Here is a 15,982-nt window from a genome sequence, read left to right as displayed (position 1 = left end):
CGGCGAGGGGCGGTCTCTCAACTTTTTTTAACGCCCGGGCTGATAGATTTGATCAAATACGCCGCCGTCGGAGAAGTGTGTTTTTTGGGCCTTTTGCCAACCGCCGAAAATTTCGTCGATGGTGAAAAGCCGAAGGGACGGAAAAACCCCCGCGTGCTTCGCGGCCACGGCCGCCGATCGGGGACGGTAATAGTTCCTCGCGACGATCTCCTGCCCTTCCTCGGTGTAGAGGAATTTCAAGTAGGCCTCGGCCGCCTTTCGCGTTCCGTGGCGGTCGACCACCTTGTCCACCAGGGCGACGGGCGGTTCGGCCAATATACTGACCGAGGGCACGACGATTTCAAAGCGGCCCTTTCCCAGCTCGTTGACGGCGAGGAAAGCTTCGTTTTCCCAGGCGATCAAGACGTCGCCGATCCCCCTCTCCACGAAAGTGACCGTGGCCCCCCGAGCGCCGGAGTCCAGCACCGGCACGTTCTTGAATAGCCGGCCCACGAAATCCTTGACCTTGGCATCGTCGTTGCCGAATTTTTTCAAGGCGTAGCCCCAGGCGGCCAGGTAGTTCCAGCGGGCGCCCCCGGAGGTTTTGGGATTGGGGCTGACCACGGTCACCCCGGGGCCGACCAGGTCCTCCCAATCTTTAATGTTTTTGGGGTTGCCCTTCCGGACGAGGAACACGATGGTGGAGGTGTAGGGCGCGCTGTTGTGGGGCAGACGGGTTTGCCAATTTTTCGGCAACAGGCCGGACTTTTCCGCCACGGCATCGATGTCGTAGGCCAAAGCCAGGGTCACCACATCGGCGTCCAGTCCATCAATGACGGCCCGGGCCTGCTTGCCCGACCCCCCGTGGGACTGCTCCACCGTCACGGTCTCCCCCGTTTGGCTTTTCCAAAAATCTCCGAAGGCCTTGTTCACGTCCTGATAAAGCTCCCGGGTCGGATCGTAGGACACGTTGAGCAACTTGATTTCCTTGGCGAATAAACGGCCCGTGAAAATCGTGGCCAGAGCCGCCCCAAAAACGAATTTAGCGATTTTTGTATTCACGAAATTCTCCTGTTAAAAAGTTTGAGGGAACGTTCAATAGGACAGTTGAATCCGGGTCAAAAGGACCCGCTCCACCGGCCGGTTGGCTCCGGCCGCGCCGCCGTCGAAGGACGTGGTTTCGAAGTTCGTCTGCCACTTGACGCTGTTGGTCGCATACCAATTCAAACCGGCGGAAAGAGATCGCGCCGAACGGGCCGAGGCGGCGGCGCTGGCGAAGGACGTGTTCGCCCCCACCTGGTCGAAGACGGCCCGGCCGGCCGTGAATTGGCCGAAACGGGCGGCGATTTCCCAGGCCCCCCATCCGGCGTGGCCCGGTTCGTAGGGATGGCGGGGCTTGACGCCTTTGTCCGTGGCGTCCTCCCCGGTCAACACATAGCTCGCCGCGACTTGCCAGGACCGCTGAATCAAGTCCGCGGTGACGAAGGTGACCGTCGACCGGACTGCCTGGCGGCTCGTCACGTGCTCGCCGAGCAGCGCCCAGGGACCGGAAAACCACGTCAGCTGGGGCGACCAACGCGTCCGATTCCCGGCCGCCACGGCTCGACCCTGGTAGGCAAAGAAGGTGTTTTGGCCGTGGGTTTTATAACCGGCGGTCAACCCGGGCGCCGCGGCGGTTCCGACCTGCCGACCGGTGGATCCGGAAAATCCGAACCCCAACCCCGCCAGGGAGGGCTTGATCGATGTCTTAAAAGGCGTCAAGAACACCCGAGCGGCGAAATCTTTTCGATCCGTCGTGTCGGCGCCGTCGACGTTGGCGCCGTCGGCCGCCCCGTTGGTCGCGGACACGGCGTAGACCGCCCGTCCGGCCCCGAGCTCGCCCCACAGTTGGGCGCCCAGATCGTAGTTGGGCACCAACCCGGTTGGGAGCGCGCGCTCCACAAAGGTTAAGCGGGCGCTGGACCGAAGATTTTCCAACCCCACGGGCGGCTTGAAGCGACCGACGCGAAGTTGCGCGGTGGGCCGGAAAGCCAAATTGGCGTAGGCGTCGTCCAAGGTCGCCCCGCCGTTTCCAAAGTTCGGCTGAAGCCGGCCGGTGATCCATTTATTGAGGGTCACCTCCACCCCCGGACGAAGGCGCCGGAGAAGAAAGGTGTCCGTCAAGGTAGACGTCACCCCGTGGGAGCCGTCCTTGAGGAAAAACCGTCCGTCCGCTTGGACGTCGCCGTACAATTTCAAGGAAAAGGCGCCGTCCGGCGATTTAACCCCGAACCCGTCTTTGCCGCTGGCGTTGGCCAAAGCGGTTTCCTTGGCCTTGTTGGCGGCGTTTTCCTGGTCGACTTCGTATTTCCGCTCCAGTACGCTCTGCCGTTGTTCCAATTGGCTCAACCGATCCGCCAATTCGTCCGCGTTCACCCTTTTCCATCCGCCCAAAGCGCCCAAAACGATCGCTCCGGCCACTGCCCATTGTTTCTTCATTGGTTTTCTCCTTCGGTTTTTTGGCCGGGCCCAAAAAAAGACCCGTGCCTTTTGATGCGGCACGGGTCACAAATCCTCTTGTGGACACGACCGCTTTAGCGCCCTGTTTACTCGTGAGAGTCGGCCGGGGCAAGTTGGAAATTAAAGCCTCGCCGGTCGGCGCGGTCCCAAGTTTTCCGCGGCGACGCGGGCTTGGGATCTCGCCAAAAAAATAAATTCAAAATTCATGCTGATTTATCATATCAAACAGCATCAAGGCCATCTCAAAAGCACGGCGGGGCCTTAAAATAAAAAAACCCGTGCGGCTTGATAAGCGGCACGGGAAACAATGAAACTTCGTCCTTCGCCGCTTTAGCCCCCTGTTTCTTTCCAGCTTTCGCTGGTCAGCGGCCGGGGCAAGTTGGTTCTTAAAGCCTCGCCGTTGCTATTTTCTTATCTTAACAAATTCAACGTCGACTCGTCAAGTAATTATTTTTCGACGGAAAATTCAAAGCGCGCAGGACCGTCCCGGCCGTAGCTTGTAAACCGCGATTTCCCCGAAGAGGTTGGGCCAACAGCGAACGGGTCCCCGGGCGTTCAGGGCGGCGCGGTCCAAGATCTCGAGGCCCTTTTCCCGGCAGAAGTCGGTAAAGTCCAGAAAACTTAGGAAGTGGACGTTGGGTGTGTTGTGCCAACGGTAGGGGAGGGCCCGGGAAACGGGCGTCCGGCCCCGGAAAAACACGTCGAACCGGGCCTTCCAATAGCACATGTTCGGGAAACCGATAATGGCCGCTTTTCCCACCCGAAGCGCTTCTTTCATGACGAATTCCACGTTCCGGGTTTCCTGCATGCTCTGGTTCAAAATCACGAAATCGAAGGATTGATCGGGAAATTCCCCCAACCCGCCCTCAATGTCCCCGTGCAGAACCGTGAGGCCCTTTTCCACGCATTGGTAAATCGACTCGTCCCGCAGTTCGATCCCCTGGGCGATCACTTGTTTTTCCCGAACGAGCAGGGCGAGGAGGTCTCCCGTCCCGCAACCAAGGTCCAGGACGCGTGACCGGGGGGTCACCATGGCCAGGACGGCCGCGTGGTCCGGGCGAACGTCCGTCACGGCCGGCCCCCGACGGTCAGGCCGTCCCGGGTTTTCGCCAAAAAGGATTTTAAGAGACGGTGCTGTTCCTCGAATTCCAAAAGGAAAGCGTCGTGGCCGTAGGTGGAGCTGACTTCGACGTAAGTCACGTCGGCCTGGCGGGACCGCAGAGCCGAGACGATGTCCCGGGACTGGTAGGAGGGGTAGAGCCAGTCGGATTTAAAGGAGATCACCAGGAAACGCGGGAGCGGGGCTCCGGGTTTGAACAGTTTGTCGCCGGAGAGGTCAAAGTAATCCATGGCCCGGGTGACGTAAAGGTAGCTGTTGGCGTCGAAGCGACGGACGAAGTGGGCGCCCCGGTAGCGAAGATACCCCTCCACCTCGAACTCCGCGTCGAAGGTGAATTTGAACCCTTCGGTTTTGAGCCGCCGGGAAAACTTCTCCTCCATGGATTGATCGGACATGTAGGTGATGTGGCCGATCATGCGGGCCACGGCCAAGCCCCGCTCGGGTTGGCCGTGCTCGTAGTAATTTCCCCCCATCCAGTCCGGGTCGGCCATGATGGCCTGGCGGCCCACTTCGTCGAAGGCGATCTGTTGGGGCGAGTGCTTCAGCGTGGTGGCGATGGGCACCACGCTCCGCACCCGCTCCGGATAGCTCGCGGCCCACTGCAGGGCCTGCATGCCGCCCATGGACCCGCCCACGACCGAGAGCCAGGCGGGCACGCCCAGGTGGTCCATCAGCCGCCGCTGGGCCTCGACCATGTCGGCCACGGTGATCACGGGAAACGTCAAGGCGTAGGGTTTGCCCGTGGCCGGGTTCACGGACCCGGGACCCGTGGAGCCCCGGCACCCACCGATCACGTTGGAGCAGACGATGAAGTATTTGTCGGTGTCGAAGGCCCGGCCGGGTCCCACCATGGCCTCCCACCAGCCGGGTTTGGGTTCCCCCTCGTGGAAGCCGGCCACGTGGGCGTCGCCGGTCAGGGCGTGGAGCAGGAGGATGGCGTTGGTTTTTTGATCGTCCAACCGGCCGTAGGTTTCGTAGGCCACGGCGACCGGCCCCAGGGTTTGGCCCGAGGCCAGCCGCAGAGGGTCCTCGGCCGAGCCGAAGGCGAAGGTTTCCGTTTCCACGAGACCCACCCCATCGCCAGGGTTCAAGCCGTTGCTCCCCCGCTCCCCTTCGCCAATCTCTCCCTCACGCTTTAGCCAGCGCCTGGTCGATGTCGGTCCGAATGTCGTCGATGTGTTCCAAGCCCACGGAGAGGCGCACGAAATCTTCCGTCACCCCCGTGGCCTTTTGCTCTTCGGCCGAGAGCTGCTGGTGCGTGGTCGTGGCCGGGTGGATGGCCAGGGTTTTGGCGTCGCCCACGTTGGCCAGGTGGCTGATGAGCTTGAGACCGTCGATGAATTTCCGGCCCGCCTCCTTGCCGCCTTTGATGCCGAAACCCAGGATGGCGCCCGCGCCCTTGGGCAAATATTTTTTCACCCGGGCCTGCTCGGGGCTGTCGGCGAGGCCGGGGTAGTTGACCCAGGCCACTTTGGGGTGCTTTTTCAGGAATTGCGCCACGGCCAGGGCGTTTTCCGCGTGGCGGGGCAGCCGCAGATGCAGGGTTTCAAACCCCTGCAAAAGCAGGAAGGCGTTGAAGGGCGAGAGCGCCGGCCCCAAGTCGCGCAGGAGCGTCACGCGGGCCTTGATGATGTAGGCGATGTTCCCCAGGGGCTTCAAGGCTTCGACGAAGTTGATGCCGTGGTAGGACGGGTCCGGACCGGCGATCAACGGAAATTTCCCGTTGGTCCAATCGAACTTGCCCGAATCCACGATCAAGCCGCCGATGGAGGTGCCGTGGCCGCCGATGAACTTCGTCGCGGAGTAGACGGCGATGTCCACCCCGTGGTCGAAGGGACGCAGGAGGTAGGGCGACACCGTGTTGTCCAGGACGAAGGGCAGGCCGTTGTCGTGGGCGATTTTGGAAAGGCCGTCCAAGTCGGCGACGTCGAGCTTGGGGTTGCCGATGGACTCGGCGTAGATGGCCTTGGTCTTGGGCGTGATGGCCTTCCGGAAGGCGTCCAGGTCGTTGGACTTCACGAACTTGACGGTGATCCCGAACTTCGCGAAGGTGTAGTGGAAGAGATTGTAGGTGCCGCCGTACAAGTTGTCGGCGGAGACGATCTCGTCCCCGGCCTGGGCGATGTTGAGGAGCGCCAGGCTGATGGCCGACTGCCCGCTGGCGACCCCCAGGGCCCCCACGCCGCCGTCCAGGGCGGCGATGCGTTTTTCCAGCACGTCGGTGGTGGGGTTCATCAACCGGGTGTAGATGTTGCCGAACTCCCGCAGGCCGAAGAGGTTGGCCGCGTGGTCGGAGCTTTTGAATTGATAGGACGTCGTCTGGTAGATGGGCACGGCCCGGGACCCGGTCGTGGGATCGGCTTCCTGCCCGCCGTGAAGCGCGAGGGTTTCCGCTTTTAAGGTTGCGTCGAATTGCGTCATGGGAATGCTCCGTTTTTTAGGGCGGCGGGAGTTGCCGGCTCTTTGAGCCGGCCCGCGGTATTTTGCCTTTGGCAAAATGCGGCGGGAATAAAAACGCCCGCGCCGAGTGTTGCGGTGCGGGCCGTCGGAAAACTGAGGGACTCCACCGCTTTAGCGCCCAATTCGCTCCGCGTTTTGCGCGTCGCACGGCTGGGGCAAGTTGGAAATTAAAGCCTCACCGTTTCCGGAACTATACAAAAATCGCCCGCAATGTCAAAGAAGGCCCTTTCGGCGTTTCTGGTATTTTGATTGAATGGCCCCGTGCTCTCCCCACGACATCGACGAAAATCTCCGAAACGCCGAGCCGGATTCACGCTGATCGAACTCATGATCGTGGTGGCCATCATTGGACTTTTGGCGGCCATCGCCATTCCGAAATTTGCGAACCTCACCTTAAAGGCCCGGGAAGCCACGGTCAAGGGCAAGCTGGGCACCTTTCGCGCCGCCGTCAATTTGTATTACGCGGAAAACGAGGGTCTCTATCCCCAGTCCCAGGCGTCCTTGGTCCCCCGGTATGTGGACGCCCTTCCGGCCATCGGGTTTCCCGCACCGATCAACCACGCGGAAACCAGCAACGTCGGCGCCGTCATCGATGATTGGGCCATTGTCCGGGCTTGGTATTACAACGGGGGCAACGGCCTTGTCGTGGTGAACTGCACCCACACGGACACCCGCGGGGTGACCTGGTCCCTCTACTGACGACGATGCCCGACGCGGATCTGTCCCCGGCGGTGCCGCCCACCGCCCGGTGGGTCAAACTCCAATACCAATTAAAAGCCAAAACACCGGGCGCGCGATTGACCGCCCGGGTTTGGTCCGGCGCCGCCGAAGGCGCCGTGGCCCTCCAGGGACCGGAAGGGTTCGCCTTTGTCCGCCTGTCGGTCCCCCAGCGTCTTTCCTACCAGGCCCCCGCCGATGTGGAAATTAAATTAAAAGTGATCGCCTTCAAGGACGGCGGGGTGTCCCCCGCCGGACACGCCGACTCGAAATAAACCCGCGGTCAACCCCCGCCCCGGGGAGTCACCCCCCAAACAAACAACGCGCAGGCCGCCAACAGCACGGCCGCCACAAAAACCACCACGCGGGTTACGATGCGGTGTCGCACGACGTTCTCCTCACACCATGTCGAAACGTTCGGTGTGGATGTGGTCCTCATCGACCCCCAGGCCGGGCAAAACGTCTTCCATGGCGTCCATGAGGGGCGGCGGACCGCAGACAAAAAACGGGCAGCGCCGAAAAGCCTTCGGCAAATGTTTTTGAAGAATCGCCGCCGTAATGAACCCCGTTTCGCCGGTCCAACCCGCGGGAGCCTCCTCCAAGACATGGACGATTTTCAAATTCATTCGCCGGGACAACGCGTCCCACCCTTCCCGGAAGGTCACGTCCTCCCACCGACGGCTGCCGTAGAACAGCGTGACCGGGCGCACGTCCTCCCGGTCCGCCATGGTCAAGCACATGGAATAAAGGGGCGTGATGCCCACGCCGCCCCCGATCATCACATACCCCGGCCCCTGCTGTCGATCGATGGAAAAAACCCCGTAGGGCCCGTCCAGCCACAGACGGCGTCCGGTCGCGAGAGCGGGCACGCGCCCGCCGGACCAGTCGCCCAGGGCTTTGACGGAAAAGGAAATCGGCGACCCTTCGGGTCCTTCGGCCGAGGAGGAAATGGAAATGGGATGCTGCTCCCAGCCGAAGGGCGTGGCCCCGGTCAGAACCCAGGCGAATTGGCCGGGGTCAAAACGAAAACCCGGGTGCCCGACGGGCCGGAGAACGAGCGTCCGGGCGTCGCCCCGCTCCGAAATGTTTTCCACGATCTCCCAGGGCCGCCGCCAACGCACCAGCGGCCGGACCACCCGGTAGCGCACCGTGAGCCCCACCAGGACGACGGCGTAGATCGCCCAGAGACTTTTCATGGCCGTCGACCCGGTGTAATTGCCAATACCGAAGATGTGGAACAGCCCCCCCGCCACGGCGGCCAGGGCCAGCAGGGCGTGGCTCCATTGCCACCATTCGTAGGGAATGCGCAGGCGTTTGCGGCCCAGGGCCAGGACGACGATGGCCAAGGCGGCGTAAAAGGACGCCATGCCCCACCGGAGAACGCCGGGGGTTTCCCCCGAAAAGGGATTCAGGAGGGATCCGGCGGAAAAACCGTTGAAAAAAAGAAGGGCGGGGTGCGCCAGCACAAAAAGGAGGGCGACGATGCCGATCTCTTTGTGAAATTTCTCAAGGGCGTCCTGCCCGAAGGCCCCGGCCACGGACCGGACCCGGGAGATCAAGGCGAACTCGAACGCCATGAGGGCCAGCCCCACGTACCCCGCCGCCACGGCGGCCTCGAGCGTGGCGGGGCGCGCCTCCGCCGCGGGATCGCCCCGAACGCCGAGGATCAGCGGAAGCACGATCAAAAAGAGATAAAACCCGAACCACAGGATGCCGCGCACGACTCGATTCGTAGGGATTCTCCTGGAAGATCCGGCTTCGCCCGGACGGGCGCGCCCGAATTATCGGTCCGAGCCCGGGCGGCGGGGCAACAGCCCGTCCCGGGCCAATTCCTTCACGCAGGCCCGGGCGGCCTGCTCGACGAAATCGGTCGTGCGAAGGCTTTTTTCCGCCCGCCCGGTTCCGTGGGCCCACCACACCCGGCGGCCGGTGGTCAAATCAAAAAGAAAAGCCCGGCCGTTGACGAAACGTTCCTCGCCCGCGCGGCTTTGGCTTTCGACCGACATCAAATCCGCGACCTTGGAATCCGACGCCGGGGGGATCAGAGCGGCCTCCCAAGTTTCGGGCAGGGGGTCTTTCCCGGTCCAATGGACCATGGAATGTTTTTCCAGAACAAAGAGGGAATCAAAACCCGATTGGCGGGCCGCGGACATGGCCGCGGCGGGAGAGAGGGCGGCGGCCAGGGAGTCCGACCAACGGGCCGGCGCCGCCTGACGCGCCCGAAAGGCCCGGACCAGGGCCTCTTCCACTTCCGCCCGGGTGGAGGCCTCGCCGCCGACGTAGGCGACAAGGGTTTTTTTGAAATCCCCCCGATCCGCCGAGGCTTCCCGGTGGGAATCCACACGGAAGGCGGCACAACCCGCGGTCAACAACGCCAGGGACCACACGACGCCAGCGGACGGCTTCATAAGGGTTCCTCCGGCCCGGCGGTAACGGGGCCGGAGCTCACCTTCACGATATCAGGAAAGGGGTGCGCCCGCCATGACAGCCGTCAGGACGGGGGCTGATTTTTGACGGGCGCGCGGGGGTCGGACGTCGGCGGGCAAACATCCTCTCGGATCATTCACAGTCCTTTGTTCCAGGACTCTGGCGACCGGCTGGCCAGTTCCCGCTTCCGTAAATCAAAATTCCAGGGAAACCTTTAAACCGACGGGATGCCAGTTGAGGAAGGGCATCTCGTCCTCGGATTTTTCCGGGAACCAACTGTAAACCACACCAATTTTCATGGCCGACCGTTGAAGTAAAAACGACACACCACCCGAAAGTTCAAACGTGGGACCGAACCAACTCCCCTCAAAGTTTTTCGTATCCGAGGGGGAGGGAAGAATACTCTCACTCACCACCAAGCTTCCCTTCATTTCGCCCATGGCCCCGCCGCCGGCGCCTTGAAGATGAAATTGCACCCTGTCCGTCGCGGGAATATCACGCCGGATCAATCCCATGACCCTCGAATATTTCGCGCGATAGATTCCGTCAACGCGGGTTGTATTCCCGGACGGAGTCGCCCATTTATCCACCACCCAGTGACCGCGCGGCCCCGAGACGAATCCGCACGCCCAGCCGACCTGAGTGTGGCCGGAGCCAACGGGGAAGTAAATGCCGCCTTTGTATTCCACCCCCGAACCCGTTTCAAAGGATACGTTTTGTCCGACGGTATCACCGCCATTCTGAAAAATCCGTATTTCCGAAACTTTAACGTGGTTACCGTAAGCGTTGTTCGATTTGTAGAAAACCGCTTCAAAAAACGGGGTCATCGTCTTACGCGGGGCCGTCTCAAGAGTGGGAAAGCTCGTTGGATTCCTAGCGTCGGCGGGTTTCACCGAAGGCGTCGACGTCATCGGATTCGCCAAAGTGGCCTGATCCAAATCTATTTCTATTGTCTCGGGCGAAAGATTCCACATAGCGCCCGATGCGGGATCGGCAACCATCCAGCCAATAAGCCCCCCGAGCAAAACATTCCCGCCGACATACCAGCCCGAAACGGTCGGATACAGATCCACAATATTGTCGGCATATCCCTCTCTTTGCACAAGAACACGGTATTGGCGAGGATCAAAATATCCCCGGCTCTTATTAAGTTTTGCCGTCACCGGGGTCTCCCCTTGAAAAACCCGGCCCTTGGTTTTCTGATCGAATATGGTGACCAGCGCTTTTGAGGGAACCGTGTTAATGGTTATGTCTTGAACGGATCGCCCTTTGACGATGGTGGCGCAACCCGTTAACAGGGCGGCAACGAGCACCAGAATGGCAGAGGAGGCGCTGTGGATGGTAATTCGAGGTGCAAAGAATTGGGTTTTCACTGAATCCTCCGGCGACTCACAAATGCCAGGCTCCGCTTGGTCGGCCAAATAAACCATTGGGTAACTGGCGGGTAAATTTCCTTTTTCATTCTCGCACAACCTTCCGCTCGAAATTATGTCATTTTGAATTAATTTCAGATATGACTTCGATCAGGTAAGAGTTTGATCCCGGGTGGAAAAAATCCTCGTTGACCGAATCCTTGGGCGGGGCTTAAGGGAACGCCGTGCATCGTTGATATATTCGACGGTGGTGAGCATGCCCCATTGGCAATGATTGGACACGGGGAAAAACCACCGCGCTGGCGGGCTGGCGACCGCCATGACAACCGTCAGGACGGGGGCTGATTTTCGACGGGCGCGCGCGGATCGTACGTCGGCGGGCGGTTCACCATCCACCCCGCGAAGGCGTCCAGGAAGGCGATGAACCCGGGGAGGTGTTCCGGTGGGAACTGGTAGTCGACGGCCGCGTTTTTGAGCACCCCGCAAAAAGTGGAGAACCAAACGCGCCGGGCGTTTTCGTCGATGGCGAAAGGGAGGTGGCGGGCCCGCAGGCGGGGCGGTCCGTACCGTTCGTGGTAAAGGGGCGGGCCGCCCAGAAGGCCCACCAAGAACGCCCCCAGTTTTTTGGACGCCTCCGCCATGTCGGAGGGGAAGAGGGGTCGGATTTCCGTTTTTTCCAGGGCCCGGTAAAAATCCGCGCACAGTCGAAAAATATTCTCCTCGCCCATGCGGCCGTACGTGTCCCGGGAGGGGCCTTCGGCCGGCGGGCCGCCGGGGGGCACAAAGAGCGCGTCGTTCATCGGCGCTTTTATATGAAAAAGGGATTTGTTTGTGGCGTTTATTTCGGTCCGCCGAACCAACGCCCGGACTACTTGTCCTGGGAAAAAACGACCACCGTGTAGGGCCCCACGTTGACGAGACCCGAAAAAGGCAGTCCGTCGAGGGCGCCGTCGCCGGCCTCCACGTCCGGGGTCAAATGGTTGGCAAAATGGGGGTCGTAGGCGTAGGAGTCGCTGTTGAACCGCGTCGCCCACCGCCCCGCCCGGGGGAACCCCACGCGGTAATGGTCTTGAAATTGATTCGTCAGGTTCACCGCCACCACGACGCTGTCCTTGGGGCCGGCCTTGTCCCACCGGTGAAAGGCGATCACTTTCGCCGCCCCGTCGAAATGAAAGAGGTGAAGATTTTGGCCGCACAAGCCCCGGGCGGTTCCCTTCGAATTTCGCCGCAAGCCGATCATGTCCCGATACATGCCCAAAATCCCGTGTTCGTCCTCGGCCCGGGACCAAAGGATGGGGTCCTTGTCCTGGAACCATCGATCCTCCAATAGTTCCTGCCCCTGAAAGAGCATGGGGATGCCCGGGGACGTCAAAACGAGGGCGGCGCCCAGGGTGGATCGTTTCTTGGAGAACCAGCTGTCCACTTTCCCGGGCCAAATCTCTTCCGGGACGCGGGCCCGGCCGTTGGCGATCTCGTCGTGGGATTCGGTGAAAATGATCCGGCGGAAGGCGTCCTCGTCGTAGCGATGCTCGATCGCCCGGGCCACGGCGCCCGCGTCTCGGGAAGCGTCGTCCCGGGCGATCACCGCCTCCCGCACGGGATGGACGAAGGCCGCGTCCCATTGGGCGTTGAAACCGGCCCCGCCCGCCCCCACGTCTTTGGTGACCCAGGGGTTGTTCCGCATGCTTTCGCCGATGCTGATTTTTCCGGGGAAGCGCCGCTGAATTTCCACGTTGATCCATTGCATCAGACTCCACCCTTCGGGGATTTCCTTGGCGGGATCGTCCTCGCTCCCGTCGATGGACTTGATGTAGAGGATCATGTCCCACCGGAGGCCGTCCACGCGGCATTCCTCGAACCACATCAGCGCGTTGTCGCGGAGGTATTGTCGCACTTCGCCCCGGCCGTAATCCGGGCGCGTGTCGCCCCAGGGGGTTTGCGACCGGTGGTCGTTGTAAAAGTAGACGCCGCCCTTGCCGTTCTCGCTCCACCCGTCGAACCGCCAGAGGGCCAAGTCCGTCGGTCCCAGGTGGTTGTACACGACGTCCACCAGAACGGCGATGCCGTGGACATGGGCCGCTTTGACAAATTGTTTGAAACCGTCCGGCCCGCCGTACACGCTCTCCACGGCGAAGGGGTGCGCGGGGTTGTAGCCCCAGGAAAAGTCGCCCTCGAATTCCGCGATCGGCATGATTTCCACGGCGTTGATCCCCAACCCCTTCAAGTAGGGCAATTTCTCCATGGCGCTCGCGAACGTCCCCGGGCGGCCCTTTTCTTTGACGTGGAAGGTGCCGATGTGCATTTCGTAGATGATCAGCTCGTTTCCCGGAGCCATTTTGAAAGCGTCGTCGCCCCAATCGAAGGCGGCGGGGTCGTAGACCACGGCGTTGCCGGCGGAACTGGTCACTTTTCGGGCGTGGGGGTCGATGCGGGAGAGGGGTGGCAAATTCCATTCGGCGGGCGAATGAATCAAATAGCGGTATTCATCGCCGACCTCGGCGTCGGGCAGATCCGTTGACCAGAAACCGTCTTTTTCCAGCGCGAGCGGCGAAACGGTCTCGTTCCAACGGTTGAAGCTTCCGATTATAAAAACCTTCGTGGCGTGGGGCGCCCACAGGCGAAAGGAAACCCCCCGGGCGTGGGGGAGGGCCCCGAGACCGGGCCGAATTTTCGGAGCGTCTTCAACAGTGGCCACTCTTCCCCCTATCGATCGAGCCGACGGTCCCGTCCCGGGCATCGGGCTGGGGAGGCGCGCTGGTAAGAAACGCGCAGGGGAAAAAAGGTTACAGGCAGGGAAACCGGAAAATCCCGGTGGGTGAAAAATGGAACGGGCGAAGGGGGTCTACGTGACGCTTTCGGCGCTGTAACGCGCGATCAAGCCGCTGCGCACGGCGCCGCGAAACACCTTCTTAAACACCCAGGCGGCCAAAACGAGATGGGCAACGGCGAGTCCCCCGGCCAGGGCCAAGCCCCCGGGTCCGGGCCCGCGCCCCAGAACCAGCGACCGAAGGTTTTCAAAGACGTAGGAGGGCGGCAGGAGGCGCCCGACCCATCGCATCCACCCCGGGAGGGTGGACACGGGGTAGAAGACGCCGACGAACGGCGAAATGAAGGCCGGGATGGGCCAGATGAACCATTCCGCCGCGGGCCCCAGGCGCAACACCAGGGCGCAACAGAGAACGCCGACGGCGATGCCGAAGAGAAAAAGGACCATCACGTAGGGCAAGGCCAGGGCGCCGTAGGCCGCGAAGGAAAAACCGAAGACCGGCACGGCCAGGGCCAGCATGACGGCCAGGCCGATGGCGCTGGACACCACGCTGGAGAGCACCAACCCGGCCACGTATTCCCCCACGGTGATGGGAGTGGAAAAGACGTTGAGGAAGTTCCGGGTCCAGACGTCCTCAAAAAAGACCAGGGTGACGCCCTGCATGACTCGGATGAAAAAATCCCAAAGAAGCACGGCGCCCAGAAGCATCGGGACGAAATTCACCGTCGAAAGCGTGTTCAGATACCGGGTCAAAAACCCCCAGAGGACCATGTCGATGGCCACCCAGGAGAACAGGGGGAAGACCCGGGACACGCTGCCGCGAATGAGATAAACATAGCGGAGGCCCACGGCGGCCACGCGGTGGAAGCGCATTTAAGCGTTCCCCTCTTCGAGGGCCAACGGCGTCTGGGCCACGGCGATGAAAAGTTCCTCGAGGTTTTCTTTGCCGTGCTGGGCGGGCAGGGTTTTGGGATCGCCCTCCAACAGCACGCGCCCCCCGGAGAGAAAGAGAACCCGGTCGCAGACTTCGACGACTTCGCGCATATTGTGGGAAGTCCAAAGAATGCCCGCCCGGTCCTCCCGGACGATGGATTTGATCACCGTTCGAAGGTCCCGGGCCGTGGCCGGGTCCAGGGACGCCGTGGGCTCGTCCAACAGAAGGAGCCGGGGGCTGTTCAGCAGAGCCTTGGCCAGGGACACGCGGGTCTGTTCCCCGGAGGAAAGCGCCCCGCACTTAGCGTCCCGGAATTTTTTCAAATCAAATCGATCCAACAAAGCGTCGATGCGTTCCCGGGGCCGGGGAATCCCGTAAAGCATGGCGAACACCCGAAGATTTTGAAGCACGGTCAAATTACCGGGGAGCGGCGCGTAAACGGCGGCGAAGTTCATGCGGGAAAGAGCCCAGCTTCGGTGCCGGGCCAAATCCTCGCCCTCCACCCGTACGACGCCCGCGTCCGGCTCCAGGACGCCCAGGGCCATGTTGATCAAGGTGGTCTTCCCGGCGCCGTTGGGGCCCAAAAGGCCCAGGATTTCCCCCTCCGCCACGGAAAAGGAAACCCCGTCCACGGCCTTCTTCTCGCCGTAGCTTTTATGAAGGGATTCGATGCGAAGAACGTCGATGGGGAGGTCTCCGGGCGACACGAGCTTCACCGGCCAGAGCCGGAAACGAGAGAAATGGGGTGAATAACGGCCGCCCCCACGCGGCATTTCTGACGGCGCTAACCATGAATGCCTTGGGGGAAAGGCCGCTGGCGCGGTCAGGATTTGAATCCGCGACCTCGGGCAGGGTTTCGGTCCCCCTGGGACCGCTGCCCGCACCCAAAGCCCTGCGTGGGTGTCCGGGCCGACAAACGTCGCGCCCTGAAACAAACAGGGTCAAACTGGGGTGAGTAACGGGATTTGAACCCGCGACCTCGGGCAGGGTTTCGGTCCCCCTGGGACCGCTGCCCGCACCCAAAGCCCTGCGTGGGTGTCCGGGCCGACAAACGTCGCGCCCTGAAACAAACAGGGTCAAACTGGGGTGAGTAACGGGATTTGAACCCGCGACCTCGGGCAGGGTTTCGGTCCCCCTGGGACCGCTGCCCGCACCCAAAGCCCTGCGTGGGTGTCCGGGCCGACAAACGTCGCGCCCTGAAACAAACAGGGTCAAACTGGGGTGAGTAACGGGATTTGAACCCGCGACCTTCCGGGCCACAGCCGGACGCTCTAACCGCTGAGCTATACCCACCGTAAATTGTTTCGTTTCGCGTCCATATCCACGGACGCTGCCCTTTCGCGGAGCGAAAGGACCGGCGGCGGGTCCATGGGACCCGAAACCCCGCCAGAGCTATACCCACCGTAAATTGTTTCGTTTCGCGTCCATATCCACGGACGCTGCCCTTTCGCGGGCAAAGGACCGGCGTCCATGGGACCCGAAACCCCGCCAAGCTATACCCACCGTAAATTGTTTCGTTTCGCGTCCATATCCACGGACGCTGCCCTTTCGCGGAGCGAAAGGACCGGCGGCGGGTCCATGGGACCCGAAACCCCGCCAGAGCTATACCCACCGTAAATTGTTTCGTTTCGCGTCCATATCCACGGACGCTGCCCTTTCGCGGAGCGAAAGGACCGGCGGCGGGTCCATGGGACCCGAAACCCCGC

Annotated in this window: 14 protein-coding genes and 1 tRNA gene; 2 read left to right on the top strand and 13 right to left on the bottom strand. The window is 61.7% G+C overall.

The window, feature by feature from the left end:
• Nucleotides 1–27: 27 nt before the first annotated feature.
• The 5 genes from IPP68_03050 to IPP68_03030 form a co-directional block, all read right to left on the bottom strand.
• The gene (locus tag IPP68_03050; GenBank protein MBL0349340.1) at nt 28–1,041 is read right to left on the bottom strand and encodes a sulfate ABC transporter substrate-binding protein; all 1,014 of its coding nucleotides are present in this window, start codon (nt 1,039–1,041) and stop codon (nt 28–30) included.
• Nucleotides 1,042–1,074: 33 nt separating this feature from the next.
• Nucleotides 1,075–2,457, bottom strand: a complete 1,383-nt coding sequence (locus tag IPP68_03045; protein MBL0349339.1) for a porin — start codon at nt 2,455–2,457, stop codon at nt 1,075–1,077.
• A 487-nt stretch (nt 2,458–2,944) separates the two neighbouring features.
• Nucleotides 2,945–3,511, bottom strand: coding sequence for a methionine biosynthesis protein MetW (gene metW, locus IPP68_03040; GenBank protein MBL0349338.1), 567 nt, complete (start codon nt 3,509–3,511; stop codon nt 2,945–2,947).
• Nucleotides 3,512–3,546: 35 nt separating this feature from the next.
• Entirely contained in the window at nt 3,547–4,662 is a 1,116-nt protein-coding gene (locus IPP68_03035) for a homoserine O-acetyltransferase (protein MBL0349337.1), read from the bottom strand.
• Between the two features lie 64 nt (nt 4,663–4,726).
• On the bottom strand, nt 4,727–6,019 hold the full coding sequence (locus IPP68_03030) for an O-acetylhomoserine aminocarboxypropyltransferase/cysteine synthase (protein MBL0349336.1): 1,293 nt from the start codon (nt 6,017–6,019) through the stop codon (nt 4,727–4,729).
• Between the two features lie 300 nt (nt 6,020–6,319).
• On the opposite strand from IPP68_03030, the gene IPP68_03025 reads away from it, so the two are divergent.
• Together IPP68_03025 and IPP68_03020 are read left to right on the top strand one after the other, a co-directional pair.
• Nucleotides 6,320–6,757, top strand: a complete 438-nt coding sequence (locus tag IPP68_03025; protein MBL0349335.1) for a prepilin-type N-terminal cleavage/methylation domain-containing protein — start codon at nt 6,320–6,322, stop codon at nt 6,755–6,757.
• 5 nt (nt 6,758–6,762) lie between these two features.
• Entirely contained in the window at nt 6,763–7,050 is a 288-nt protein-coding gene (locus tag IPP68_03020; GenBank protein MBL0349334.1) for a hypothetical protein, read from the top strand.
• Between the two features lie 123 nt (nt 7,051–7,173).
• On the opposite strand, the gene IPP68_03015 is transcribed toward IPP68_03020, so the two are convergent.
• The 8 genes from IPP68_03015 to IPP68_02980 all read right to left on the bottom strand — a co-directional run bounded on the left by IPP68_03015 (nt 7,174) and on the right by IPP68_02980 (nt 15,569).
• On the bottom strand, nt 7,174–8,496 hold the full coding sequence (locus tag IPP68_03015) for a ferric reductase-like transmembrane domain-containing protein (protein ID MBL0349333.1): 1,323 nt from the start codon (nt 8,494–8,496) through the stop codon (nt 7,174–7,176).
• A 60-nt stretch (nt 8,497–8,556) separates the two neighbouring features.
• Complete coding sequence (locus tag IPP68_03010; protein MBL0349332.1) at nt 8,557–9,183, bottom strand: hypothetical protein; 627 nt, start codon at nt 9,181–9,183, stop codon at nt 8,557–8,559.
• Nucleotides 9,184–9,396: 213 nt separating this feature from the next.
• Nucleotides 9,397–10,575, bottom strand: coding sequence for a hypothetical protein (locus tag IPP68_03005; protein MBL0349331.1), 1,179 nt, complete (start codon nt 10,573–10,575; stop codon nt 9,397–9,399).
• Nucleotides 10,576–10,904: 329 nt separating this feature from the next.
• Nucleotides 10,905–11,375: a hypothetical protein gene (locus IPP68_03000; protein MBL0349330.1), complete on the bottom strand. Its 471-nt coding sequence runs from the start codon at nt 11,373–11,375 to the stop codon at nt 10,905–10,907.
• Between the two features lie 68 nt (nt 11,376–11,443).
• The gene (locus IPP68_02995) at nt 11,444–13,312 is read right to left on the bottom strand and encodes an alpha amylase C-terminal domain-containing protein (GenBank protein MBL0349329.1); all 1,869 of its coding nucleotides are present in this window, start codon (nt 13,310–13,312) and stop codon (nt 11,444–11,446) included.
• A gap of 105 nt (nt 13,313–13,417) precedes the next feature.
• Nucleotides 13,418–14,215, bottom strand: a complete 798-nt coding sequence (locus IPP68_02990; protein MBL0349328.1) for an ABC transporter permease — start codon at nt 14,213–14,215, stop codon at nt 13,418–13,420.
• Entirely contained in the window at nt 14,216–15,049 is an 834-nt protein-coding gene (locus IPP68_02985) for an ABC transporter ATP-binding protein (GenBank protein ID MBL0349327.1), read from the bottom strand.
• 444 nt (nt 15,050–15,493) lie between these two features.
• A tRNA-His gene (locus IPP68_02980) sits at nt 15,494–15,569 on the bottom strand.
• Nucleotides 15,570–15,982: the final 413 nt, after the last annotated feature.

The organism is Elusimicrobiota bacterium, from assembly GCA_016722575.1.
In the GTDB taxonomy this organism is placed as follows: domain Bacteria; phylum Elusimicrobiota; class Elusimicrobia; order FEN-1173; family FEN-1173; genus JADKIY01.
This window is presented reverse-complemented; position numbering and strand designations above follow the sequence as displayed.